This is a genomic window from uncultured Parabacteroides sp. (assembly GCF_902493135.1).
Taxonomy (GTDB): Bacteria; Bacteroidota; Bacteroidia; order Bacteroidales; family Tannerellaceae; genus Parabacteroides.
The window spans coordinates 22,158-46,904 of record NZ_CABUOD010000002.1 but is presented as its reverse complement, the minus strand read 5'-3'; the positions used below and the strand labels follow the sequence as shown (position 1 = coordinate 46,904).

The 24,747-nt window shown below is 41.0% G+C and carries 22 protein-coding genes, 1 tRNA gene and 4 pseudogenes; 14 read left to right on the top strand and 13 right to left on the bottom strand.

Annotated elements, in window-relative coordinates:
• Window positions 1-300 precede the first annotated feature (300 nt).
• From RDN79_RS01195 to RDN79_RS01170, 6 genes and pseudogenes are all read left to right on the top strand, one after another.
• Window positions 301-759, top strand: a complete 459-nt coding sequence (locus RDN79_RS01195; RefSeq protein ID WP_298550514.1) for a RadC family protein — start codon at window positions 301-303, stop codon at window positions 757-759.
• 513 nt (window positions 760-1,272) lie between these two features.
• A complete protein-coding gene (locus RDN79_RS01190) occupies window positions 1,273-1,500 on the top strand; it encodes a hypothetical protein (protein ID WP_122204697.1) in 228 nt (75 codons plus the stop codon).
• Window positions 1,497-2,831, top strand: coding sequence for a leucine-rich repeat domain-containing protein (locus RDN79_RS01185; RefSeq protein WP_298550516.1), 1,335 nt, complete (start codon window positions 1,497-1,499; stop codon window positions 2,829-2,831). The genes RDN79_RS01190 and RDN79_RS01185 overlap by 4 nt, the downstream gene beginning before the upstream one ends.
• A 12-nt stretch (window positions 2,832-2,843) precedes the next feature.
• Complete coding sequence (locus RDN79_RS01180) at window positions 2,844-3,620, top strand: DUF4595 domain-containing protein (protein WP_298550518.1); 777 nt, start codon at window positions 2,844-2,846, stop codon at window positions 3,618-3,620.
• Between the two features lie 216 nt (window positions 3,621-3,836).
• Window positions 3,837-3,953, top strand: a tRNA-Phe gene (locus RDN79_RS01175).
• A 251-nt stretch (window positions 3,954-4,204) separates the two neighbouring features.
• Window positions 4,205-4,993 (top strand): annotated as a pseudogene (locus tag RDN79_RS01170) (phage integrase SAM-like domain and Arm DNA-binding domain-containing protein); the annotation flags it as partial.
• Window positions 4,994-5,176: 183 nt separating this feature from the next.
• On the opposite strand, the gene RDN79_RS01165 reads toward RDN79_RS01170, so the two are convergent.
• The 4 genes and pseudogenes from RDN79_RS01165 to RDN79_RS01150 form a co-directional block, all read right to left on the bottom strand.
• On the bottom strand, window positions 5,177-6,499 hold the full coding sequence (locus tag RDN79_RS01165; RefSeq protein WP_005678297.1) for a sigma-54 dependent transcriptional regulator: 1,323 nt from the start codon (window positions 6,497-6,499) through the stop codon (window positions 5,177-5,179).
• Window positions 6,492-8,800: pseudogene (locus RDN79_RS01160) on the bottom strand (hybrid sensor histidine kinase/response regulator). Before RDN79_RS01160 ends, RDN79_RS01165 begins: the two are co-directional and overlap by 8 nt.
• A 90-nt stretch (window positions 8,801-8,890) precedes the next feature.
• Complete coding sequence (locus tag RDN79_RS01155; protein WP_055205128.1) at window positions 8,891-9,490, bottom strand: sugar O-acetyltransferase; 600 nt, start codon at window positions 9,488-9,490, stop codon at window positions 8,891-8,893.
• A gap of 7 nt (window positions 9,491-9,497) precedes the next feature.
• Window positions 9,498-10,130 carry an NUDIX hydrolase gene (locus tag RDN79_RS01150; protein WP_298550526.1) on the bottom strand — a complete coding sequence of 211 codons (633 nt, stop codon included), beginning with the start codon at window positions 10,128-10,130 and terminating at the stop codon, window positions 9,498-9,500.
• 101 nt (window positions 10,131-10,231) lie between these two features.
• Here RDN79_RS01150 and RDN79_RS01145 point away from each other — a divergent pair, with 101 nt between their 5' ends.
• Window positions 10,232-11,023 (top strand): Cof-type HAD-IIB family hydrolase, encoded by a 792-nt coding sequence (locus RDN79_RS01145; RefSeq protein WP_055204600.1) that lies wholly within the window; start codon window positions 10,232-10,234, stop codon window positions 11,021-11,023.
• 2 nt (window positions 11,024-11,025) lie between these two features.
• Here RDN79_RS01145 and RDN79_RS01140 read toward each other — a convergent pair whose 3' ends face one another.
• Together RDN79_RS01140 and RDN79_RS01135 are read right to left on the bottom strand one after the other, a co-directional pair.
• Entirely contained in the window at window positions 11,026-11,595 is a 570-nt protein-coding gene (locus RDN79_RS01140; protein WP_055204598.1) for a Crp/Fnr family transcriptional regulator, read from the bottom strand.
• Between the two features lie 125 nt (window positions 11,596-11,720).
• Window positions 11,721-12,020: pseudogene (locus tag RDN79_RS01135) on the bottom strand (DNA methylase); the annotation flags it as partial.
• 631 nt (window positions 12,021-12,651) lie between these two features.
• On the opposite strand from RDN79_RS01135, the gene RDN79_RS01130 reads away from it, so the two are divergent.
• Both RDN79_RS01130 and RDN79_RS01125 read left to right on the top strand, forming a co-directional pair.
• The gene (locus RDN79_RS01130) at window positions 12,652-12,963 is read left to right on the top strand and encodes a helix-turn-helix domain-containing protein (RefSeq protein ID WP_032855605.1); all 312 of its coding nucleotides are present in this window, start codon (window positions 12,652-12,654) and stop codon (window positions 12,961-12,963) included.
• Between the two features lie 36 nt (window positions 12,964-12,999).
• Window positions 13,000-13,305 carry a helix-turn-helix domain-containing protein gene (locus tag RDN79_RS01125; protein WP_005679684.1) on the top strand — a complete coding sequence of 102 codons (306 nt, stop codon included), beginning with the start codon at window positions 13,000-13,002 and terminating at the stop codon, window positions 13,303-13,305.
• Window positions 13,306-13,651: 346 nt separating this feature from the next.
• On the opposite strand, the gene RDN79_RS01120 is transcribed toward RDN79_RS01125, so the two are convergent.
• Both RDN79_RS01120 and RDN79_RS01115 read right to left on the bottom strand, forming a co-directional pair.
• Window positions 13,652-14,026 carry a hypothetical protein gene (locus RDN79_RS01120; protein WP_298550538.1) on the bottom strand — a complete coding sequence of 125 codons (375 nt, stop codon included), beginning with the start codon at window positions 14,024-14,026 and terminating at the stop codon, window positions 13,652-13,654.
• A 2-nt stretch (window positions 14,027-14,028) separates the two neighbouring features.
• A pseudogene (locus RDN79_RS01115) lies at window positions 14,029-14,319 on the bottom strand (tyrosine-type recombinase/integrase); the annotation flags it as partial.
• Window positions 14,320-14,596: 277 nt separating this feature from the next.
• On the opposite strand from RDN79_RS01115, the gene RDN79_RS01110 reads away from it, so the two are divergent.
• The 3 genes from RDN79_RS01110 to RDN79_RS01100 are packed head-to-tail and all read left to right on the top strand — an operon-like array spanning window position 14,597 to window position 17,456.
• Window positions 14,597-15,826: a site-specific integrase gene (locus RDN79_RS01110; protein ID WP_130080770.1), complete on the top strand. Its 1,230-nt coding sequence runs from the start codon at window positions 14,597-14,599 to the stop codon at window positions 15,824-15,826.
• 13 nt (window positions 15,827-15,839) lie between these two features.
• A complete protein-coding gene (locus RDN79_RS01105) occupies window positions 15,840-17,060 on the top strand; it encodes a site-specific integrase (protein ID WP_130080769.1) in 1,221 nt (406 codons plus the stop codon).
• A 21-nt stretch (window positions 17,061-17,081) separates the two neighbouring features.
• On the top strand, window positions 17,082-17,456 hold the full coding sequence (locus RDN79_RS01100; RefSeq protein WP_130080768.1) for a hypothetical protein: 375 nt from the start codon (window positions 17,082-17,084) through the stop codon (window positions 17,454-17,456).
• Between the two features lie 907 nt (window positions 17,457-18,363).
• On the opposite strand, the gene RDN79_RS01095 is transcribed toward RDN79_RS01100, so the two are convergent.
• The 5 genes from RDN79_RS01095 to RDN79_RS01075 form a co-directional block, all read right to left on the bottom strand.
• Window positions 18,364-19,212, bottom strand: a complete 849-nt coding sequence (locus RDN79_RS01095; protein ID WP_298550542.1) for a hypothetical protein — start codon at window positions 19,210-19,212, stop codon at window positions 18,364-18,366.
• Window positions 19,209-21,188, bottom strand: coding sequence for an AAA family ATPase (locus tag RDN79_RS01090; RefSeq protein WP_298550544.1), 1,980 nt, complete (start codon window positions 21,186-21,188; stop codon window positions 19,209-19,211). Before RDN79_RS01090 ends, RDN79_RS01095 begins: the two co-directional genes overlap by 4 nt.
• 52 nt (window positions 21,189-21,240) lie before the next feature.
• Window positions 21,241-21,417 carry a hypothetical protein gene (locus tag RDN79_RS01085; protein ID WP_192915643.1) on the bottom strand — a complete coding sequence of 59 codons (177 nt, stop codon included), beginning with the start codon at window positions 21,415-21,417 and terminating at the stop codon, window positions 21,241-21,243.
• Between the two features lie 538 nt (window positions 21,418-21,955).
• Window positions 21,956-22,261 (bottom strand): helix-turn-helix domain-containing protein, encoded by a 306-nt coding sequence (locus RDN79_RS01080; RefSeq protein WP_130080764.1) that lies wholly within the window; start codon window positions 22,259-22,261, stop codon window positions 21,956-21,958.
• A gap of 53 nt (window positions 22,262-22,314) precedes the next feature.
• On the bottom strand, window positions 22,315-22,626 hold the full coding sequence (locus tag RDN79_RS01075) for a helix-turn-helix domain-containing protein (RefSeq protein WP_298550551.1): 312 nt from the start codon (window positions 22,624-22,626) through the stop codon (window positions 22,315-22,317).
• Window positions 22,627-23,104: 478 nt separating this feature from the next.
• Between RDN79_RS01075 and RDN79_RS01070 the strand changes: the two genes are divergently transcribed.
• Window positions 23,105-23,503, top strand: a complete 399-nt coding sequence (locus RDN79_RS01070) for a DUF3408 domain-containing protein (RefSeq protein WP_298550553.1) — start codon at window positions 23,105-23,107, stop codon at window positions 23,501-23,503.
• Window positions 23,504-23,593: 90 nt separating this feature from the next.
• A complete protein-coding gene (locus RDN79_RS01065) occupies window positions 23,594-24,745 on the top strand; it encodes an ISAs1 family transposase (RefSeq protein WP_298550555.1) in 1,152 nt (383 codons plus the stop codon).
• Window positions 24,746-24,747: the final 2 nt, after the last annotated feature.

The following is a 24,747-nucleotide window of genomic DNA, read 5'->3' as shown; positions in this document are numbered from 1 at the left end:
CGCCAAAGAGTAAGCCAAACTAAGTATATCCTATACCTTCATAAGTCCACAACTTTAAAACACCCCTCCATGTATGAGAAGGAAAAAGGAATATCCTACGTAAAAGCCTACAGGATCAGCCGATCACGATTTCATGTTCAGACGGGTACACTACCATTCAATCCAGAATAGAATATATTTAGCTGATTGAATTTACTATCTGATATTGAAAAGATAGGCTATATCTCTTACTTGGTGGTATTCCTTTCATTCTTGCAAATCCGTAATTCATAATCAATTAACTTATTAAACTACAATCGTATGGAAGGAATGTATAAGGTTTGTGACGTTAAATTGACGTACAACACGAAAGTAAAGAGTTCGGAAAGGGCTGTCATCAAGGATTCCAACAGTGCTTATTCCTTATTAATGAATCACATATATGATTCTGAGACAATCCAATACAGGGAGTATATGAAACTGATCCTGTTGAACAACGCTAAAAGGGTATTGGGGATTGTGCATATATCAGAAGGTGGATTGGATTCAACATCTGCCGATATACGAATCATTATGCAAGCTGCGATATTGGGAAACGCCTCTGCAATGATCCTTAGCCATAATCATCCATCTGGGAATAAACAACCGAGCTGCCAAGACGATTCATTAACGGACAGGGTGAAAAAGGCTGCAAAACTATTTGATATTCAATTGTTGGATCATATAATAGTGACAGATAGCGGATATTACTCTTATTTGGATGAAGGGAGGATATTATGAAGTGGTTGGCTTTCTTGGTGGTTCTTTTTTGTTTGATTGGGAATCCTGATTTATATCCTGTTATAGCAGCTCTTTTTCTTTTGTTTTCTGGCTGTTTGTTTCTCTTTTTCTGGATAAGAGAAAAATTCAAGGACAAGTAAAGATTTTTCATTCTCTTACTTGGTTGATGTATAAACACTTTTCGTAACTTTGTGGCAATTCTACACGTTCATGGCGTTGAACCTCTGTGGAAGGACATACGTTTAACGAAAGGTGTTATTGAAATTATCTTCTGTTATCAAATTCTCGCAAAATTTGTATTAGAGTGAAGGTGATGGCAATAGCACCCGCATCTTTTGTTATAGACTTACCTGAAAGGGTAAACTATATCTCAATGGGTGTGGGTTGCTGTTGTTTTATCCACTCTAATGGCAATGCGAGAAGCCAGATAACAGGATAAAGCAAATACAGTTCCCACACCTTTTTATTTAGTAATACTCTGAAGGGAACAGGAGAAGTAAAAAATGCAATATAATGTATAAGATTTTAGAAAGGGATGAGTTTGGAAATCCTCATGAAGTCATTTATACTAATGATTTTAGAGTTATTGGAAAGTTTAATGACAAAGGAGAACCAATGTTTGTAACAATAAAAGATCCAGAAGGTAATTTAGTTTATAAAGGGACTATTGAAATGGATATATATCAATACTTCCAAAAGTATTTAGAAACAGGTAAAACGATAAAATCAAAAGAGTTATGAAAACAAAATTTATACATGGTCTAATTATAATTGGTGTATTTTTATTTGTTAACATGAATATATTTGCACAAAATGTTCCTGAAATTACAATTAAGGTGGAAGATGCAGGAACTCTTTCTAAATTGTTAGGAAATAAATATAAGGAAATAGAAAAATTGACCTTATCTGGAGATATTAACGCTTCTGATATTGGAGTTATTCGTAACATGACTAACTTGATATCGCTGGATTTGAAAGATACGAATATCAAAGAAGGTGGTAAATTTACTTATACGAGAATATCTGGAGGACCAGACGTTTTTCATACAGTAACAATTGAACGGAAAACAAAAGATAATATTATCCCTGAAGAAATGTTTTACCAAGCAAATTGTAAAAAATTATCTTCTGTAAGATTACCTAATAGTGCTATAAAAATTGATATATATGCATTTGCAAATGAAAACGATAAGTTATCTTGTCTGAAAACTGTTGAACTTGGTGATAAAGTAGAAACGATAGGAGGATGTGTATTCTCCAATTGTAAAAACTTGTCTTCTGTTAATATTCCTAAAAGTGTTAAGTACATAGCTTCTGCTGCTTTTTATGGTTGCGAAAATTTGGAATCAATCATCATTCCTAATGGTGTTATTCAGATAGGGGGAACGATAGATGGCTTTTATTCAAGTGGGGGAACCTTTGAAAGGTGTAAAAAATTGAGAATTATAAATATACCAGCAAGTGTCCTGTTTATAAATAGTGGTACTTTTCCCTATTGTGAGAATTTATCAGAAATAGAGGTTGATAAAAATAATGCTCATTATTTAAGTGAAGGTGGCTTTCTATACACTATTCGTAAAGATTCAATAATAGGTTACACATGTGGAAATAAAAGAGAAACCATTTATATTCCTAATAGTGTTAGGTTTATAGGATATAATGCTTTTACCGGGGCAAAGAATATAAAGAATGTATATGTAAATAATACAATGCCTCCTGCATTAAATGGAAGTTTTGATAGTTCTGTCAAGAAAGAGGGTACATTGTACGTTCCTAAAGGATCTTACAATAACTATTGGTTGGCAGATAAGTGGGGAGATTTTATAAATATTATTGAAACAGACATTCCAACATCGAATGAGATTGTATCTCATTCCAATGAATACGAAATACAAACCATAAGTAATGGGATTCTTGTTTGTACAAATAAACCTATAAATGTTTCTATCTATAATATACATGGACAAATCTTAGTTAATAAGACTATTAGTGGTGGTAAGGTAATAAATTTACCTAAAGGGATTTACATTGTATCAGCAGATAATAAAACTCATAAAATAATTATTAAATAAATGATATTCAGTATGAAAACAAACAGATTTTTTACAGCCATTCTTTCAGTGGCTTTGTGTGTGAACTTCGTTTCTTGTGGTAACGATGATGATAATAATATCATTGATCCAGAGAATGTGACTAAACGGGTGGCAACTTGTACGAAAAATGAAACTTCTTATGCTATTAATTATGATAATGACGGGAAAGTTTCAAAAATAGTTTGTCAAGATGATGGGGAATCTTTTGATTATGACTTTTCTTTTTCAGGGAATGAAGCTGTTGCCACTTCCGAAGAGAAAGATGGTTCATATACCTATATTGACAATATTAAGTTTTCTTTGAATGGAAACGGGTATTGCACAAGTGTAATATGGACAGCTATAGAAAAAGGCAGTACCACTTATGAGAGCACAGATAATTATAAATTTACTTATAATTCAGACAATCAAGTGATAAAAGCTGATGTTGATGGTGAGATTGAAGAATATGTATATAAAGATGGTGTGATGGTCAGCAGTGGTGTTGCAGAAACAATCACTTATACAGATATTCCAAATATAGGTAATTTGTTTGTTGCGTTTAGTACAGATTATAATGATCCGTTTGAAGAATGGCGTCTTGCAGGTCTATTAGGAAAAGCTTCAAAGTTCTTGCCCAAAACAGCTACATGGGATGAAGGTATGGAAACATACAATTACGAATTGGATGAGGAAGGGTATGTAAAGACAGTAAAGGTAACGTTCCGTGACACAAAGGGAAGTGAACGTTCCTATTCCTATAAATACACTTACGAAAATATCAAGTAAGATACTCATTCTTATTTAAAGCCCCCTTCCAGTAGCAAGGATAAAACAAAGATCACCCAAGCGAGCAAAGAGTATTCTTGCTTACTTGGGTGATCTTGCGTATATTTGAATTGAAAATGAGATAATTAACAATAGTATTAACAAAATGCTGATGTAAACTCAGATGTAAACCAGAATATTCTGGATGATAAAGAGGAAAAGGAAGTAACTGTATAAGGTGTTATAGCTCAGTTGGTTGCTTCGGAAACTTTGACCGCAGGTCAAGGTTTTTGAAGCGGAAAGAGCAAAGGACTGAAAATCCTTGTGTCCCCGGTTCGATTCCTGGTGGCACCACTTTCAAGAAAAGAAAAACGATGTAAATCCCTGAATTTCAAAGAAGTTCAGGGATTTTTCATTTCCAAGAATAAGCAAAATAAGTGGGATTAAAGCAAACTGTACGTCCTTATTCGGGGGACGGTTTTAGAAAGCCCTGAATGTTCCACTGCGCAATAGTTACTTCATTCTTTTACAGCACGTTGCACTATTTTACATAACAGAGTCCTCGGTTCGATTTCCTAACTTTGTATCATTAAAAATTGAGCAGTATGGAAAGAAAAAGATTCAGCGTTTTGTTCTTCATCAAGCGTAGCAAACTGTTAAAAAACGGGGAAGCTCCCGTGCGTGTACGCGTCACTTATGACCGTTTATATGTGGAACTTCAACTAAAACGAAGTGTAAAAGTCCCACTTTGGTCGCAGGACAAAGAGAAATCAATAGGCAAAGACCGCAATTCCGTAGAACTAAACCATTACATTGATGCCTTGCGTGTGAAATTCTATCAAATCTATCAAGATCTAGAACTGGAGGGAAAGATTATTTCTGCCCGTGCCATCGTAAACCGCTATCAGGGAAAGGACGAAACTTTCAAGACATTATATAATGTATTCAAGGAACATAACGACAACTGCCGGAAACTAATCGGAACGGATTATGCCGACATTACCGTAAGACGTTACGATAATTGTCTGAAATATCTCATGGAACTGGTAAAACGGGATTATAAGGTAGATGATATGCTGTTGCGTGAGGTGAACGGGGAACTTGTCCGCAAATTCGACCTGTACCTAAAGGCAGAAAAGCATTGTGCACAGAATACCGTTATCCGGTACATGAAATGCTTTAAGAAAGTGATAAACCTTGCCATTGCCAACGAATGGCTGACAAAGAACCCGTTTGCCGGAATCAAGTTTCACGAGGTGGAGGTAAACAAACAGTTCCTAAGCCAAGCCGAGATAAACCGGATATGGCAGAAAGAGTTCAGGATTGAACGGCTGGAACTGGTACGGGACGTTTTCATCTTCTGCGTATATACATTTGTTGCACTAACTAATGTATGCTTGATTATCAATAAATTGCAAACCAATAATAAAGGTATAGGTAATGGTTTAGAAACCACCTATCTTCATCATTTTGCATGATTCCCAATCATTTCAAATAGCTCAATGCGAAGATAATATTATTTTAAGAATTAACCAAATTCTGATAATCAAAATCATACAAATCCGGTGAATTGCGGGCTATGGTTGCTCAAATTTATACTTCAATCCATATTCTTCCAGTTTATTATAGAGTGTTGTCCTGCCTATTCCAAGCAGTTCGGCGGCGACCTTCCGGTTCCCGTCAGCCTGCTTCAAAGCACGTATAATCCGCTCTTTATCTTCCTCATCGTTGCGTAGGGAAAAGCCGGTAACAGAGGTTGTTCTATTTATCCCAAGTTCCAGATGCTCTTTTGTGACAAATCCCGTCTGTGCCTGCAACACTGCGCCCATGATTTTCTGCCGAAGCTCACGGACGTTGCCCGGCCATGAATGGGTCAGCAACGCTTTCCGTGTTTCGGAACTGAAACCGCTAACCTTGCATTCCAATTCCTTATTGGCAATCTCACGGAAGAACTCCGCCAGCGGCATAATGTCCTCCTGACAGTCACGTAAGGGCAGAACGGTTATTTCAAAGTCATGTAGGCGGTATAACAAATCCTGCCGGAAACGCTTTTCATTGACCGCCTTTTCCAGATTCTCGTTGGTGGCGGCGATGATACGGATGTTGAAACTCTTATCCGCTCTGTCACCTATCGGGCGGTATCGCCGCTCCTGTATGGCGCGAAGTAGCATCTGTTGTGTTTCCGGTGCGAGGTTGCCTACCTCATCCAAGAACAGCGTGCCGCCTTCGGCTTCATGGAAATATCCTTTCTTGGCACTGTCCGCACCGGTGAATGCGCCTTTGACATGTCCGAAGAATGCCGATGGTGCAAGCTCTTTGGTGAGTGAACCGCAGTCCACAGCCACGAACGGCTTGCCGGAACGTTTGCTTTTATCATGCAGATGGTGGGCGATATGCTCTTTGCCCGTGCCGTTCTCTCCGGATATCAGCACACTCATGTCGGTTGGGGCTACCAGCCTTATCCGGTGCATGATTTTCTGAAAGGCGGAACCGTCACGTGCAAAGACGGGCATACGGCTTCGCCCGATATTCCGCTCTTTTAGTATGGTGTGGAGCAGAGGCACGAGTTTGTCCTCCACAAGCTGCTTGGGTATGTAGTCCAGCGAGCCGAGTTTCATGCTTTCAACCGCCGTATGCACTTCGGCATAGTCAGTCATGATGATGAACGGCTGCGTCATGCCTTCCTTGCGCATCCAACGCAACAGGTCGATACCGTTGCCGTCGGGCAGACGCAAATCAGAAACTACTATATCATTGTCAGAGGCTTGTTGCAGAAGTTTCTTCGCTGTCGAGAGGTGGAAAGCCTGCACGGTACGGAATCCCTCCCGCGCCAGCAGGTTGCAGACAAACTCGCAATACACGATATTATCTTCCACCACGATGATTTTTGTTTTATCCATTGTTGTATTTTCTCCTTTCTTCTTTTGCCAGCCGAATAATCTCCGAACCTTTATCCTGCACGACTGTCAATATGTTATGTATCGCCTCCCAATCGGGTGTATCCTTACAATGAAGCAGTTTATAAAGTTCCCTTAACGGCTGGTCTGCACGTAATTCTCCCACGAGCTGCGCAAGTGGTGTATAAGGGCATCCAATTCTTGAAGGTCTTTCCGTCGTTCCGCATCCCTGATTGCCTGCATTTCCTTTTTGGTTTCCGTTATCAGCTTATCCAACACGACGGATTCATTGCCGTAGGACAGCAGGGAGGTAAAATCCGGCTTTTCGTCCGATTTGCCTTTAATGGCGCATTTGTCGGAAACTTCTATCAGCTCCGATATGGAGAACGGCTTGAATAGGCATTCGGCAAATCCACGTCCTATAAGTTCTTCTTTGCTACAACTGCCTGAAGCGGTTGTCACGACTACCGGGATGTTCCTTGAATTGCCCACGTTGGAAGCGCGCAACAGTTCCAGCAGCTCGAAGCTGTTTGTCTCCGGCATATTCAGGTCAGTAAGCAACAGACTGTATTCCTTTTCCCTTATCATTTCCACCAACTCCGCAGCATCGGTGCAGGTATCGCAGTGTACTCCTTCATGGGCATACATTTCTTTTAGCATCAGGAGCAGAACTTCGTCATTATCTATGGCAATTACATCATGATATGCTTCATTGTGACGAACGTAACTTGAATTGAACTGTTCCGGCAGTTCCTCGACAGTCTGCATGGGTATTTCCACCGTGAAACGGCTGCCTTTGCCTTTCTCGCTGTCCAGCCGTATTGTGCCACCAAGCATTGCCACGATACGCTCCACGATAGACAATCCCAGACCAAAACCGTCTTTTGCTACTGCGTTTGACAGACGTTCAAACGCACCGAACACACGTTGCTGTTCCTCTTCGGTCATGCCTGTCCCTGTATCTTCGACGATAAGTGTCAGCATCCCGTTAGCGTAATCTGTCGTCAGAGAAACGCCGCCGTTCTCCGTGAACTTGATGGCGTTTGACAGCAGGTTGTTGCCGATTTGCAGGATACGTTCCTTATCGGTCAAGACAACAGCATCAGTATGGTTCGTCACAGTAAGAGCAAGTCCCTTGTTTATGGCAATTGGCGTAAACTCCGTTTCAAGAATGTGCGTGATTGCCGAAATACGGCAAGGAGAGAAATTGGGCTGCTCCTTGCCGTTGTCCAGACGGAAGAAACTCAGCAGAGTATTAAGCATTTCACGCATACGGTCGGAGGATTGCTGAATATTTTGGATATAACCCCCGATTTTATCCGTATTGTAATCTTTCCGCATCAGTCCGGCATAACCGGTTATTGCCGTTAGCGGTGTACGTAATTCATGGATAATGGTATGCACGGCTTTCTTGCGGGAAGCTATCAGTGCCTCGTTCTGTTCAACAGACTGTTTCAACTGTTCTATTAAATCCGCAGTTTCTCGCTTGTATCGTTTGATACGGGTGATATTTCGGTGGATAATTATGTAAGAGATTATCAATAACAACACAACGAATCCTGTCAAGCCACCTATCTGAATAAAAAACCTTTCACGCATGGCGGCTATTTCCGTTTCCCGTTTCTGTAAGTCTGCTTGAACTTTCTCGTCTATTTGAACTACCAGTCCTTGCAGTTGTCTGTTGAGTTCCGCATTTCGTGCAGCAAGACTGTCGGCATGTTCCGATAAACGGTGGCTTTGCGCCTGTTGTTCTGCTATCATATTCCGGTTAAGGGAACTGAGCATCGTAGTAGTCACAGTTGGTTTCGCTTCTTCCTTTTTGCCAAAGATGCCCAAGAAACCCTTGCGCTTGGACTTCTTGGGCTGTGCCTGCACACTCTTCTGCACGATTACAGGTACTTGGCTGGTTATCTTATCGTTGATGGCTTGTTGCTGTTCAAGAATCTGAACGATTTGGCATATCTGCCGTTCCTTATCTTTGAGAAGAAGGCGTACACTGTCAATACGTTCTGCCGGATAGGTTGCTTTGAAACGGCAGAACATACTGTCTATTGACATACGCCGAGCATGGTAAAGTCCTAAATCCTCATCATCCCATTCCAATATCGTTTCACCCAATAGGGAAAACTCTATCAGTTGAATATGGATATTGTTTATGTCTTTTCGGAATTCGTCAATCTGTCGATTGTCGGATTCTAATGCCTCCACTTCTTGCCATTCGTTATGCCAAATACCAATAATGCAACTTATGAGTATTAAAATTAGCGTATAACCACAACCTACTAATCGAAGAAATTCCTGCATAGTATTTCAGCACTTCAATCATTATAATTGATTATTTTAATGAAGTTTTAACCGGATTTTCTCGTTGTCTGACATGAAATATTCATAACATTAAGTATTGCTATTGTCTATTTCTTTAATCACCCTACAAGGATTGCCGACAGCCACACAATTTGCGGGGATTGAACGTGTGACTACACTTCCAGCCCCGATAACGCTATTTTCACCAATGGTTACATCCGGTAGTATGATTACGCCTCCACCAAGCCATGCTCCATTGCATATTTTTACAGGTTTTGCAAAAGTATGGCATATTTCTTTACCCGGCTTCCAGTCTGTTACAATTCGTTCCCTAAGTCGTGTGGAATGGGTTGCGGTATATATCTGTACATTTGAAGCAATAAGGACATCATCACCTATTTCTATTATATTATTATCAACAAATGTGCAGTTCATGTTGATTATTACTCGATTTCCACATAATATATGTTTGCCGTATTCACAATGAAAATCAATATCCACACATACATTCTCACCGATACGTCCGAACAATTGCGTCAGCAAACCATACCTTTTTTGATAGTCGCCATAATCAGTATTATTCAGTATCTTGATGATTCTTTTTGCTTGCAATGCCATATTTGACAATGTTTTATCACTGCCGTTGAATAATTCACCTGACAGACATTTCTCCAATTCGGTTTTTCCCATACTGTCTTTAATCAAATGTTACTTGCCAATCTGGATTTTCATACGCATCGAAGCAAAGTTTTATTTGCGCTTCTGTAACCTTTTCCTGTGCGAGTTCAGGAAGTTCATCAAGACTGAAAAAATTGCTTTCAGTTGTTTCTTTATTCTGAGTGAAGATTCCGCCCATAATGTCGCAAAGGACGAATATCTTACATACGTTATATGCATATAGCGGCAGATTATGCCTGTTGCGGTCTTGAACAGCTATGATTCTCCGCGCTTCTACGTCAAGTCCGGCTTCTTCTTTAACCTCTTTTATTGTATTTGACCTAACTGTTTCTAAAACATCGACCCATCCTCCCGGAAGCGACCATGTACCATTGTTTTCGTGAACGAGCAGGATTTTACCCTCTTTGAAGATTGCTGCACGCGTGTCTAATTTCGGGGTCTGAAAACCTGTTTCATTGCAGAACAACCCTTTTACTTCCTGAAACGGTAGCCCACTATATAAACTTATGATTTCTGCGGATATGTCTCTGATATGCTCAAATCGCTCAATATCAAAGCTGTCTTTACAATATGCCAACGCAGACTGAGACAAGAACTGTAGCTCTTTAGCCCAATGAAGCCATTTTTCTTTATACTGATTATGATTTGTCATATTACTAATTTTGATTAAAATGCAAAATTAGCGAATGGAATCCGGCTGTTTTTTGTTCTATCTTAAAATCGTATTCGATGGTTTGAAGTAATTTTGCATTTATGATAATAAAACAAGATATACAAGCCGCCTTTTTTGATGTGGACGGCACTTTATTGAGTTTTGAGAAGCATATTGTGCCTAACTCAACACAAGATTCCCTTGCGGAATTACATCGGAAGGGAATTAAGATTATTATTGCAACAGGAAGGTCTGCAATGAATCTGAATGAGATTTCGATGTTACCTTATGATGGAATAATTGGTTTAAATGGGACAAGCTGTGTCCTTAGGGATGGCACTACTGTTTCACATCATGCTATTCCACATGAAGTCTTCATTCGTTTCATAGAACTTGCAAAGAGATACGATGTCGCAGTATCAGTAGAAGGGAATGCTGGAGTTTTTGTTAATCAAGTAACTGCAAGAGTTGAAGAAATGTCACGTATGATTGCTCAACCTTTGCCACAAATTCGGGATTTAACACAAATATTTATTCCGGGTGAAACTTCACAGTTGTGCCTGTTTGCAGATAACCAGACTGAAATAGAAATAATTTCACAATTACCACTCTTATCATCATCAAGATGGTGTGACGTATTTGCAGATATAAATGTCGCAGGGGTTGATAAAGGTACTGGTTTGTGTGAAATGGTCAATTTTTATGGTCTTAATCCCTCGTTTACGGTCGCATTTGGTGATGGAGGTAATGACATTCCCATGCTTCGTAGGGCTGGAATTGGAGTCGCTATGGGAAATGCTTGTGAGAATGTTAAAGATCATGCGGATTTTATAACCGGCACTGTTGATGATGACGGCATAAAATATGCCTTACAGTATTTAGGGATAATATAGGATTATGACTTTGTTTCCGAACGAATTTTACTAAGTGTCGGAAGCGTTGTACCTAAATAAGATGCTATATAGCCCAGATTTATCCTTTGAAAAAGGGATGGAAACCTCTGAAGTAATTCTATATAACGTTCCTTGACTGGAAGAATCAATCTATTTATGTGCATATCTTGAAGCCATAGAAAATTTTCTTGCTGTAATACCCGCATCCAGTTAGCGATATCAATGTTCCGAATATAAAGATTATTTAGACTTTCAATGCTAATAGAATAAACTACTGTCGGTTCCAATGTTTCTACATATTCAAAACCTGACTTATTTCTATATAAATCCCAAGAACCACATACAGCGTCCCCTTCCAAAGAAAACCAAGTAGTAATTTCTTTTCCTTCATGTAGAATATACGAACGTGTAATACCTCGTTCTATAAAATAAACATGCCGGTCAAATTTGCCGGCTCTTATCAGAATTGTTTTTGCAGGGAAAAGATGTTTTTTAAAACAAGAAGTAATCAGACGAATCGATTCATCTGAAACAGGATAGTAGCTTTTTATTTTATTGATTATATTTTCCATATTGCAATTTTACTCGTTTTTATTGATAAGACCAAATTTATCAATAAAAATATGGGCAAACCAATGTGAAATAACACGTTACATTAAGGGGTTGTCCAACAAAAGACAACCCCTGTTACATATTTTTATATTTTCAATCCTTTCGGACGGTTTTCATCCTTGAATTGAAAACCCGGTCGCCCGATGATAATATGGTCGGCAATGAAATTGCCAGACGGACTTCGTTCATTCATTGGACTACGAATCTGCGGTGCATCTTCGGTGTGTTGTTGTGGCATGTTCCGTCCACCTTCCGCATCCGGCTTGACCTCCTGTCCATCCTTTTCTTTTTCGGCAATTTCGGGCGTAGGCGGCGCAAGCTCCAACTGTATCTTGCGGTCGAGTGCGGCAAGTTCGGACTTCAACTGTTTCAACTCATCTTCCTTGTGACACAGACACCGTAGGTTTACAAGGCTTCCCGACTTTGGAGGGCAAGCCCAGCCCCCTGCAGGGGCAAGTGCTTTTCGTGGCTGCTCAAAACGTTTTGAGCGGCTGAAAAGACATCTTGCTGTGTTCATGTGAACACTAAAATCCGTCTGTGACGGATTGGGCAGATATCATTCAAATTCAGGGCGGAACCACCTGATTTAATCGAACAATGATTTAAAAGATGAAAGACCTGAATACATGAAAACCGAGAAATTCAAATACTTGCCAAAAGGATTTATCGAATAGCTGCCAAACCGGATATTGAAGAAAATAAACCAATGCTTGTCCGACAATTTGGTGATACATTGATTCAATGATTTCATGACGTAATGTTGTCACTCTCCAAACAACCAAAACTTTGTTTCACCACACAACTATATAGAGAACTATTAAATAATCGGATTATGAAATAGCCAGCCTTTCCGTTGGATTAGCATTCATGCGAAAAGAGCCGTTTCTGTATGATGTCCACGGACAATGGCTGCCGTATTAGCGCAATACGCTGCCACTTTCAGAGAAGCCATTGTCGGATAACGTATTATGTGTTCCTTTGCGGTAAAAGGAACAATAACATCAAAAGAAAAGTATATGGAAATCGTATCAATCGAAAGAAAGACTTTTGAGGCGATGGTCACCACGTTCGACCGTTTCGTCAGCCGCATGGATGCAATCTGCCGGCGGCATGGAGAAAAGACAATGAGCGAGTGGATGGACAATCAGGACGTGTGCCGGATGCTCAATATCAGTCCCCGCACGTTACAGACCCTGCGGAATAACGGCACGCTGGCTTACTCGCAGATAAACCACAAGACGTATTACCGTCCAGAAGATGTGCAACGTATAGTCTCCGTTGTGGAGGACAGGCGAAAAGAAGCAAAATTCAAAGGCAGGACTATTTAATCATTAAGTATAGTAATCACACTAAATCCAATGTTTATGAATGAACTGATTAACAAGGACAGCGAGTGGATAATCCACTTCATGGGCAGTCTTGACCGTCTGCTTGACGGCTTCGAGCATCTGACCGCCAATTACCGCCCGACATTGGGCGGTGAACGTTTCTTCACCGACAAGGAGGTGTCGGCACGGCTGAAAGTGAGCCGCCGGACACTTCAGGACTACCGGAACGAAGGGCGCATAGCCTATATCCAGTTGGGCGGTAAAATCCTCTACCGTGAATCCGACATCGAAAGGATGCTTGCTGACGGCTACCGCTCTGCCTATCGGCTGACAGGTACATGATTTTCTTGAAGGAGCGCAGTTTGCCGGATGCCCTATAATTGCGGAGCAATGGACTTCCGACAAAAGAAAAAAGGAACGGCTTACGGATGAAGCACCAATATCCTGCTTCGTCTGTAAGCCGTTCCTCTATATTCTCTGATTTTCCGTCAGTCGCTTGTTTCCGTTGCCGGATGCCTTTTTAAGCGTGTGGCAGGCAGTGGCAAGGTTTTCGGGCTGAATACGCTCAAACAGGTTTGAGGAAGATTCTGCCCGAAACGGCTCGGCCGCCCGACCTTGCCAATGCCTTCAAAGCCATACGCTACCTTTGCATCCGTGCATCGGGAACGAGCGGCTGGCGGAATAGGCTTCAACTATACCATAGGTTGTTGCCTCTGCCATAGAAAACAAACAACGTAACAGATGTTTCTTTCTTGGTCAAATTCATTTTGCTCATTACAAACCGCCTGAACAAAAGACTTCCTCTACTGCATACCCTGAATGCAACGGCTATGACCATTTCAAGGTTGTAAACGTCATAACTGATACCGTCCGGTTTTCTGATATATCGCATTGTATCGGTTTCATTCAGTTCCTTGTTCTTGTAAATGGCATGAATCGCCTTGCGGACATCACATGAGAACACTCCGAACAGGTCGGCAATCTCGAACTTGGACATCCATACGGGTACGGTTGGTATAATAATCGTACCTGTTTCACTGATTGTTATTATTCCTCTATCCATAGTCACTTCATTTTAGTTCTATCACTTGATTCACATTTCTTTTTCCCACCGCTGTAATTTCCACATTTGAACACTCTCGACGGCATACCGTCATCGGGCAACGCATATTTGCCCTTGGTATTCTCAGACAGGGTTTCCAAATCCCTGCTCACTTTGTGGTTGGTTATTTCGGCATATATCTGGGTGGTGCGTATGGAATAATGCCCCATCATCTTACTGATGGTCTCTATCGGAACACCGTTGCTCAGGCAAATAAGGGTCGCAAAACTGTGCCTCCCGCAATGGAAAGTGATAGGCTATGCAAGGGAAAGCAGGCAAGTGAAGAAAAACGTAAACCGTTTGAAATGAGCAAGATTTCCGTATTCTGCCAAGTGAGGAAAATGCAAAATGGGACGGAATATTGAGGTTGTTCAGTTACCAAAACGTTAGCCGCCCTGTTACCGAAATGGACAATGGTAACGGAATGAAGTAAAATGAAGTCCTCACCGTTTTGTTTGCGCTCATACACAATGTTTTGCATATCAAGGAACGCTTATATGGCAAGTAATTTTGCACTAAAGATATAAGCGTATGAAAGTAGAAAAATTCAAGGTGCTGCTCTACCTCAAAAAGAGCGGACTGGACAAGTCGGGCAAAGCCCCGATAATGGGAAGGATTACGGTGAACCGCACGATGGTGCAGTTCGGCTGCAAGCTGTCCTGTACTCCCGAATTGTGGAATTCCCGTGAGAGCCGTTTGAACGGAAAAAGCCGCGAGGCGGTGGAGACTAATGCCAAGATTGACAAGTTGCTACTGGCGGTAAACATTGCATTCGACAATCTTGTGGAACGCAAAATTGATTTCGATGCCACCGATGTGAAAGACCTTTTTCAAGGCAGCATGGAAACGCAGATGACCCTCATGAAAATGACCGATGTTGTCTGTGATGACATCAAGGCACGTATCGGTATTGATCGTGCCAAAAGTACTTATCCCGGCTATCACTATATGCGGCTAGCACTCGGAGAGTTCATCAAGCATCAGTACAAGGTCAAGGATTTGGCTTTCGGGCAACTGACGGAACAGTTCATCCACGACTATCAGACATTTGTCACGGAAGATAAAGGACAGGCAATCGATACTGCCAGACATTATCTTGCCATACTTAAGAAGATTTGCCGTCTAGCTTATAAAGAGGGATATGCCGATAAAATCCACTTCCAACATTTCACCCTGCCGAAGAAAACGGAAACGACTCCACGGGCATTGAGCCGTGAATCGTTCGAGAAAATCCGTGACGTGGAAATACCTGCATACCGCAAATCCCATATGCTGGCAAGGGATATGTTTCTCTTCGGATGTTACACAGGTGTATCTTATGCGGATGTCGTTTCGATTACCCATGCTAATTTGCAGACAGACGGGGACGGGGCATTATGGTTGAAATACCGCAGAAAGAAAAACGAACTCCGTGCTAGTGTAAAACTATTGCCCGAAGCAATTGCGCTTATCAATAAGTATAGCAGTGAGGACAGAGAAAACTTGTTTCCTTTACTTCGCTGGCCCAATCTTAGAAGGCACATGAAAGCGTTGGCGGCACTGGCAGGCATCAAGGATGACCTGTGCTACCATCAGGCGCGCCATAGTTTCGCCTCGCTGATTACGCTTGAAGCTGGTGTGCCGATTGAGACCATCAGTAGGATGTTGGGGCATTCCGATATTTCCACCACTCAGGTGTACGCCCGTGTCAGTCCGAAAAAACTCTTTGAGGACATGGACAGGTTCATCAAAGCTACCGAGGATTTCAAACTTACCCTTTAATACAGCAAACGATATGCGAAGTACATTTTCACTGTTACCCTATATCAACCGCAGCAAGGTAAAGGCTGACGGTACGACCGCCGTTCTCTGCCGCATAACCATTGACGGGAAACAGACGGTCATAAGCACAAGTATCTATTGCCGTCCCGAAGATTGGAATGGCAAGAAGAACGAGATAAAGTCCACAAGGGAAAACAACCGCTTGCAGGAATATCTCCGGATCATTTCAGAAGCATACGAGGAAATACTGAAATCGCAAGGTGTAGTCAGTGCAGAGATGTTGAAGAGCCACATCATCCAAAACAACATTCATCCGACTACCCTCCTGCAAATGGGAGAATGGGAACGGGAGCGGTTAAAGAAACACTCCGAGGAAATAGATTCAACCTCCTCCTATCGAAGTTCAATGTATTACCAGAAGTACCTGACAGACTATATTGTGTCATCGGGTAAAAAGGACATCTATTTTGAAGAAGTTACAGAGGACTTCGGCAAATCTTATAAGGCATATCTGAAAAGATGCAAGAACTTCGGGGCATCTCAGACCAACCATTGTCTGCGATGGTTGAACCGCCTGTTGTATCTGGCAGTCGATAAGGAGATAATCCGAGTGAATCCCTGCGAGGAGTTGGAATATGAAACCAAACCGGAGGCAAAGCACAGATACATCAGCCGCGATGAGTTCAAGAAGATACTTTCCACCCCGATGTATGACAACAGGCTGGAGTTGGCGAGACGGGCTTTCATATTCTCCTGCCTGACGGGATTGGCGTATGTGGATATACAATTGTTGCATCCCCACCACATCGGGATGAATGCGGAGGGCAGACGGTATATCCGTATCAACCGCAAGAAGACAAAGGTGGAAGCGTTCATACCCCTGCATCCCATAGCGGAACAGATATTGTCGCTGTACAACACGGCCGATGACGAACAGCCCGTATTTCCGCTTCCTAACCGTGACGCCTTGTGGTTTGAAATTCATGAGTTAGGTGTAATCATAGGCAAAGAGGATAACTTGTCCTACCACCAGAGCCGACATAGTTTCGGAACTTTCCTTATTTCAGCGGATATACCGATAGAGAGTATCGCCAAGATGATGGGGCACTCCAATATTCGGACGACACAGGGATATGCACGTATAACCGATGACAAAATCTCAAAGGATATGGACAAACTGATGGAACGCCGGAAGAAACAATCTACTGGCGAAAAGACAAACAAAAGTAACTAAACAATGTCAATACAATATATTATGGATAGAGGTATAATCACAATCAGTGAAGTGGATATAGTCGCTATTCCGACCGCACCCGTATGGATGACGCAATTCGAAATCGCTGACCTGTTTGGAGTATTCTCTTGTGACATCCGTAAAGCGATTCATGCTATATATAGGAATAAGGAGTTAAACGAATGTGATACGATGAAATATATCAAGCAACCAGATGGTATCAGTTACGATGTTTATAATCTTGAAATGGTTATAGCCATTGCATTCAGGATATGCAGTAGAGAAAGTATCTTGTTCAGACGGTTTGTGATAAATGAAATCTACGCCACCAAGAAAGAGAACTCAATAACATTGTTTGTATCCTGTGACAGAGGAAGCAACCTATGGTATAGTTGAGGTTCATCCTCATCAGTCACTTGTTCCCGATGCTCGGATGCAAAGGTAGCGCATGGCTCTGATGCAGTGGCAAGGTCAGGCGGCAAAGCCGTTTCGGGCAGAATCTTCCTCCTGCGGAGCGTATTCAGCCCGAAAACCTTGCCTCTGCCGGCCATACGCTCGAAAGGCATCCGGCAACGGAAACAAGCGACTGACGGAAAATTAGAAGATATAAATGAACGGCTTACAGACGAAGCGGAATTTTGATGCTTCATCCGTAAGCCGTTCCTTTTTCTTTTTGCTGTCATGTCCATTGCTGTCGCAATTATTAGACAGACGGCAAACTACGCTCCTTTAAGAAAATCAGGTAGCTGTCTGTCGGTAGTCGGAGTGGTAGCTGTCAAGCAGCATCTTCTCTATGTCCGACTCAAGATAGGATATAATTGGAACATTTCACTCAACTTGCTTTTGGACTATTAGGTATGTGTACCGTAAAATAATTGCAGACCCGCCATAACAGAAATTTTACTATGGTCGCAAAATACACCACAATAATTTCTAAAACTAAAAGATTACTGAAAAGATTTGCGCTGAATTTGATTTATAACATATTGCGGGAACCTGCCCGAGGCTATCTTCTTTTACGTACCAAGTCAGACTTTGACCTCACCACCGCTAAATTTTATCAGCCTAATGTACTTCAAGGTTGTACAAGTATCTCGGGATGCATCCGTATAGCAGCTCGTACTACGCTCTGCCTGACAAAAATAATGCGAAGGGGGTAGAGTTGGCTAAGTTATTTATAGTGTGTTATATTCCGTTTTGCTTTCGTCTTTTTCCGTGTAATGTCCGCTAGAAGGTTTGGTCGATAGTTCCAAAATATACTTATAAACCGTCAAATTATGGTCTTTTGCTCACTTTGGGCGGATTATACAGCATTTGAGATTATAGAGTCAAATATATCTTTATTAGAGACGCATTCAATATAGAGAAGAGCTTTCCAATAATTTGTACCGAATTTCTCTTGCAGTTTTGATGCCGCGCTAAGAATGCTTTTCTTTATCTTATCTGTGGGAATAGAGTTCTCAATTGATGACTTGATTATAAATATAAGCTCGTCAATAACATCGGGAGAATTCTCTGCGAATCTATTAAGTAAATCAAGTCCTGTATAATGACTTACAATTTTCGCATAAAATAAGTCGTCTATTTCTGTTGGCTGTTCTAATCTAAATGAAAATACAGGAGCGCCTTCAATAAGTTCTCCCCGCACAAAAAGATATTGATGATTCGGTACTTCATCTATAAACAAGTTCAAAAATATTCTATCTGTTTCTGTCCTCCAGATTTTTGATTTCTTTCCATTGCAAGTCATGCAACATTGCATCAAATTTTTGGGATTGTCAGAAAATTCAGGAAACTCTGTTTTGGGGATACAATGGTCTAAAGATTGAACATTATTAATTGTACAATTTGGACATAACTTTGAAACTCGATTATGTTCATCGGTAGTAAGATCTGCAAGCAATTCCTGAAATGGCTTCATCTGAAATGAATACATTTCTAGTAAAGCTTCTTTCTGTTCGTCCGTGACGGGAGCCGCCTCTAAATTTTGAAGCGTGTCTTCTTTAAAGCAGGTGTCATAACTTTCAAATTGATTCTTTATAATTTCCTCGATATTTGAAACAATAGTCTTAGTTTTACCTTTCTTTTTTGCATTCAATACTTTTTTATGAAAATTGAATGTATCCCCGGTATAACTCTTGATTTTTCTCATACATGTGACTTGTAACGTTGTTGAATATACATCTTAAGGCCAATGCCCAATTCAATATCGCGTGATTGTAAGGCCGAAATTAAATCGCCATATGATAACCCCAACGATATTAACTCATCAATTTTTATTTTATAATATTTAGGAATATCTTTGTTTTCAAAAATTTCTTCGACTAATGCTGACACATTTGCACCTAATGATTCCATATTGATGGAGCGAATTACTGGTAGATTATTTATCCTATCCATAATTCTCACTCCGGTTGATCTCATTTCTCGAATAATAAGAGGGGAATGTGTAACAATAATTGCATACGATTGATATTCATCAAGTAATTGATATATTGATGACATCAATGATGTTATCGCATTTGGATGCAAGTGTGTTTCTGGCTCATCAAACAAAATTAATGAATCATACCTGATATTGGCAACAATATTACAGAATATAAATAATAGCGAAGACTCTCCAGAACTCATATAGTCTACAATTTCGACTAAACGGGCTTGATTTACTTTTATTTTTTCTTCTTGAATTGTAAATAGAGCAGATATTATATCTGCTGAATATAAGGGAAATAGTATATTTTTAAGAGACTCAGCTCGTTCTCTGCCATTAATTGTTTTTGTAGTTTGTAATAGTTTCAGTTTTAATTCCTTTGGTGCTAAAATCGTTTTATTGTCTTTTTTCCCACAAGCTAACCCACAATATACATAATTGAAGCCCACACTATTCTTTGGCACATCAAAGCTATCATATAGACTTGTTGAAACGGCTATTACTTTACTGTATAATGGCACTTGTGGTGCAAATAGATTCTCTCTTCTCTTTGCAAGATCTAGCGGTAAGGCTGTGATTAGTTGCGTCTTACCAACTCCATTTTCTCCAATTATGGCAAAAACTCTCTGTTGAAAAGCACTGTTAATATCAAAAGAGAACTCTATATGAATTGGTTCCTCAGCATATTTGGGAGAAAACTCATAAGAGAATCTATAACAACTTGATATCTTTCGATTATCAATTAGATATTTTTCTTTTCTTAGAATGCGTTCTACACTATTTTCTCTTATGAGACTATGAAAAAACGGATGTTTTTCAAAATTGTCTTCTATAAATGAAAAAATTGCACAATCTTTTAAAGCCCATAATATAGAGAGATACTTATTGGGGAATTTTTGTTTAAGAGTATCATAATATTCTTGTGTTTGTCCAATTGAGCAAAATTCGTTTTCGCCTAATGAATAGAAAAGATCTTCCATAAGGTCACGTACACGATATTTTTGATGTTCTGAATCTGTATATTCCTGCTTGACATTAATTATCTTTAGTGGACCAATGTACGTATAGCTCTCTTTAGATTCATAATAAAACAATTCAAATCGGGATTCTACTCCGTAATCATCCCAATGATCTACAACCATAGTAAATGATGGAAATTTATTGGGTTGACAGTGTGAAGAAATTTTATGAGCATACCCTCGTGGGCGCCGTTCCAATAAAAACGGAATATTATTTTCCACAACTGCGCTATCATCAATAATTGACGTGTGTGGTTCAATTTTATACAAAAGATCTCCATTCTCATCAACCTCATAAGGCTTTAGAATGTATTTTTTTGGAAGCAAATACTCGTTAATGGTGGCAACGAGAATAAGTTGAGAATCATGATTGTGATAAATCGGATTTACGGTTTCAGTAATAAACTTATTAAATAAATCCTCCTTTTTAAACAGTTGAAGAGCTTCAGAGAATAAATAATCATAATCCCAATCATCATTATTAAACATGTGTTGTTGAATGTCACCTCTCAGATTATTAAAGCGCGGATCCGATGATGGTAATGTATCTATATCCCAGATGTTTGACAGAAAATCAAAGAAATTGCCATCATTTATCAAGGAATTAAAGAAATCAGATTCCTTAATCTGATTGAACAACATCTTCTGTTGAACAGGAGAGAATATAGTCTTTGTCATAGCTAAATGCGATGTTAAAATTATACCCTATGTGTAGGTACACAATTAATACTTATTTGTCTTTAATTTGATTCTCATTATCAGTGCCAATCAAAACATGGTCACCGGCATCATTAGTGAAGCCTGCAACTTCACTGAAAATTTCCTTAGAAGGTACACTATGTTTGATGTCTACGTTGTAGTCTTCACTGTCTTTCACCAGCTCTTGTATTTGCAATGCCGTTAACATAATACAAAGTTAGTAAATTATTTCGGATTAAGTTTCTATTGTTAGACTATTCAGTCCTTATTGTTTCAAAAACAAGCAAATTACATCATGTCGGGGTCTGACTTTTGCAATTTACACAATATAAATTTCAAAGTTTAAGATTTTGATATTATTGTCTGCATATAGATAGAAGAGACCCCCGATGGTGTAATTGAGTTCATCCTTCCAGACACTCGTTTCCGATGCTCGGATGCAAAGGTAGCGCATGGCTCTGATGGCAGCGGCAAGGTCGGGCGGCAAAGCCGTTTCGGGCATAATCTTCCTCCTGTGGAGCGTATTCAGCCCGAAAACCTTGCCCCTGCCTGCCATACGCTTGAAGGGCATCCGGAAACGGAAACAAGCGACTGAAGGAAAAATCAGAAGACAGGAAAAAAGGAACGGCTAACAGACGAAGCGGAATCTTGATGCTTCATCCGTAAACCGTTCCTTTTTCTTTTGCCGGAAGTCCATTGCTGGCGCAATCACAGGGCAGACGGCAAACTGCGCTCCTTCAAGAAAATCACGTGCCTGTCAGCCGATAAGCGGAGCGGTAACCGTCATTTAGCATCTTCTCTATATCGGATTCACGATAGAGTATTTTGCCACCCAACTGGATATAGGCTATCCGTCCCTCATTACGGTAGTCCTGAAGTGTCCGGCGGCTCACTTTCAACTGTGCCGATACTTCCTTGTCTGTGAAGAAACGTTCGCCGCCCAGTGTCGGGCGATAGTTGGCGGTCAGATGCTCGAAGCCGTCCAGCAGACGGTCAAGGCTGCCCATGAAGTGGATTATCCACTCGCTGTCCTTGTTAATCAGTTCATTCATGTTACTTTGGATTTAGTGGGTATTGTTAGTTTACTTCGTTCATTTCATCAAGTTTATATCGTTCTTCCCTTGAACTTTGCTTCTTTTCGCCTGTCCTCCACAACAGAGATGATACGCTGCACGTCTTCGGGACGGTAGTACGTCTTGTGGTTTATCTGCGAGTAGGCAAGCGTGCCGTTGTCCCGCAGAATCTGTAACGTGCGGGGACTGATGTTCAGCATCCGGCAAACGTCCTGATTATCCATCCATTCTGCCATTTTCTTCTCTCCGTGCCGCTGGCAGACAGCTTCCATGCGACGGACAAAATGGTCGAACTTGGTGACCATCGCCTCAAAGGTCTTTCTTTCGATTGATACTATTTCCATATACTTCACTTTTGTTGTTATTGCTTCTATTCGTTGCAAAGAAAAGGGTAAACCTTTACAAAACAATGGATTTTCCAGAACTGGTAGCTTGTGGCACAACAATGTAGCGGTTGTCTCCGATAATAATGGTTGTATAGCCATAATATACACTCACCCCACTGATTGCCGTATCCATACTATAATGGATAGATAAGAAAGGACTACCATTGCCGTATTCTTTGCAAGGCGAAACAAACCGTTCGCAGGGTTGGAAATAAGCCCTTATTTCTATTTCGCATCATATTCCGTCTGATTCAAACAATCCGGAAAATCGGTGAAGTCTGCGCCACCGTTTCCATCACCATAAAGCAAAACCTCACAAAATTGTCTGACAGAATCCAAACGCTTGACTGACTGCATTAAAACGCCTTATTTCGCTGGCGATAATCGGTCGAGGTACTGACCAAGACCACAGTAATAACTTAATCAATCTATTTTTATGACAACAAGAAAAGAGCCAATCATCAGTGAGCAGCAAGCTCAGGAAATCGTGGAAAGAATGAGCCGCCGGGAGTACCGCAGTGAGAAGTCAATGGACAACTTTTACAAGAACATCGGTCTGAATCCGGCGGAGCTGGAGCAACCCGGCAAGTGCGTCACAGAAAAGGCGGAAACCGCTATGGCGGATCCGTCAAATGAGGCAACAGAGGAAGCGGCAGTGCCGCAGAAGCGCATTAGCAGCAAGCAACGCAGGCTGTCGCTGGACGAGTACCGAACCACTTATCTGCAAGTTCCCAAGATTACCGACCGCAAGCCCGTTTTCGTCAGCGGTGAGGTGCGTGACAGCTTGGACAGGATAGTCCGCTACTTCGGCGGCAGGGGCATGAGCCAGGGCTGACGCATTACTTTATCTTTCCAATTGTTTTATTCCCTTGTTTAAATGTATTAATATGCCTACATTTGTCTCGAAACCATAAATATCCTTCTTATGCAAATCTTGTCAATTCTCGAAGCAGTTACTGATCCTCGGCGTGACCATCTTAAGGAACATAGTCTTGAATGTATTCTCTATATAGCTATATCAGCGGTAATCAGCGGTGCTGAAAGTTGGTATGAAGTCTCTGCCTTCGGTAAGATGAAGGAGGATTTTTTCCGCTCTCGCATCAAGAACTTCCGTGGTGTGCCATCGCACGACACTTTCAACCGTGTGTTTTCCTTACTGAATCCCCAAGAGTTGGAGCATGGTTTCCGCTCTTGGATTCAGGAAATCTGCAGTCAGTATAAAGGTATCGTCTCTATTGACGGCAAGGAAATCCGTGGTGCGCGTGGCGTAAAGCAAGACGGCAGTTTTGCCCCTCTTCGCATGGTAAGCGCTTGGGCTGCCGGTAACGGTGTTTGTCTGGGTCAGGAAAAAGTCAGTGCGAAGAGCAATGAAATCAAGGCTATCCCCGCACTGGTCAAGGCACTGGACCTGGAAGGTTGTACGGTTACCATAGACGCTATCGCCTGTCAGCACGATATAATCCGGAGTATTCTTCAAAGCAAAGCCGACTATCTGATCTGTGTGAAAGAGAATCAGAAAGGGTTATATAAAACAATAAAGTCGTGGTTTGACGGAATAGATGCCCAAGGGAACAAACCGGATGGACACGGCCATATTCCCCCGACCAGATACCAGTCTTCCTATACGGAGGAATGTTCACATGGAAGAAAGGAAAAGCGTCTATGCCAGGTATATAACAACGGGGTGACTGCCCAAGTCTTAGGGTGGGAAGAAGCCAATTCCGTAGTCTGTCTGACCAATACAAAAACTTATCTGAAAGAAGAAAGGACCGTTACGGAGAAACATTATTATATCACTTCCCTGTCTTTGGACTCTGGCAAGATCATGCAGGCAATCAGGACACACTGGAGCATAGAGAACAACTTGCACTGGCAACTTGACGTCACTTTCAATGAGGACGGTCAAAAGAAAACAAAGAACGCTGCGCAAAACTTCTCGCTTATCAGCAAGGTTGCCATGACACAGCTTAAAAACAGCAAAAGAAAAGGAAGTATGGCTATGAAGAGGAAATTGGCTGGATGGGATATTGAGTATTTAAAAGAACTACTGGATGCCGAATGGCAGACAGGAGGCTAATG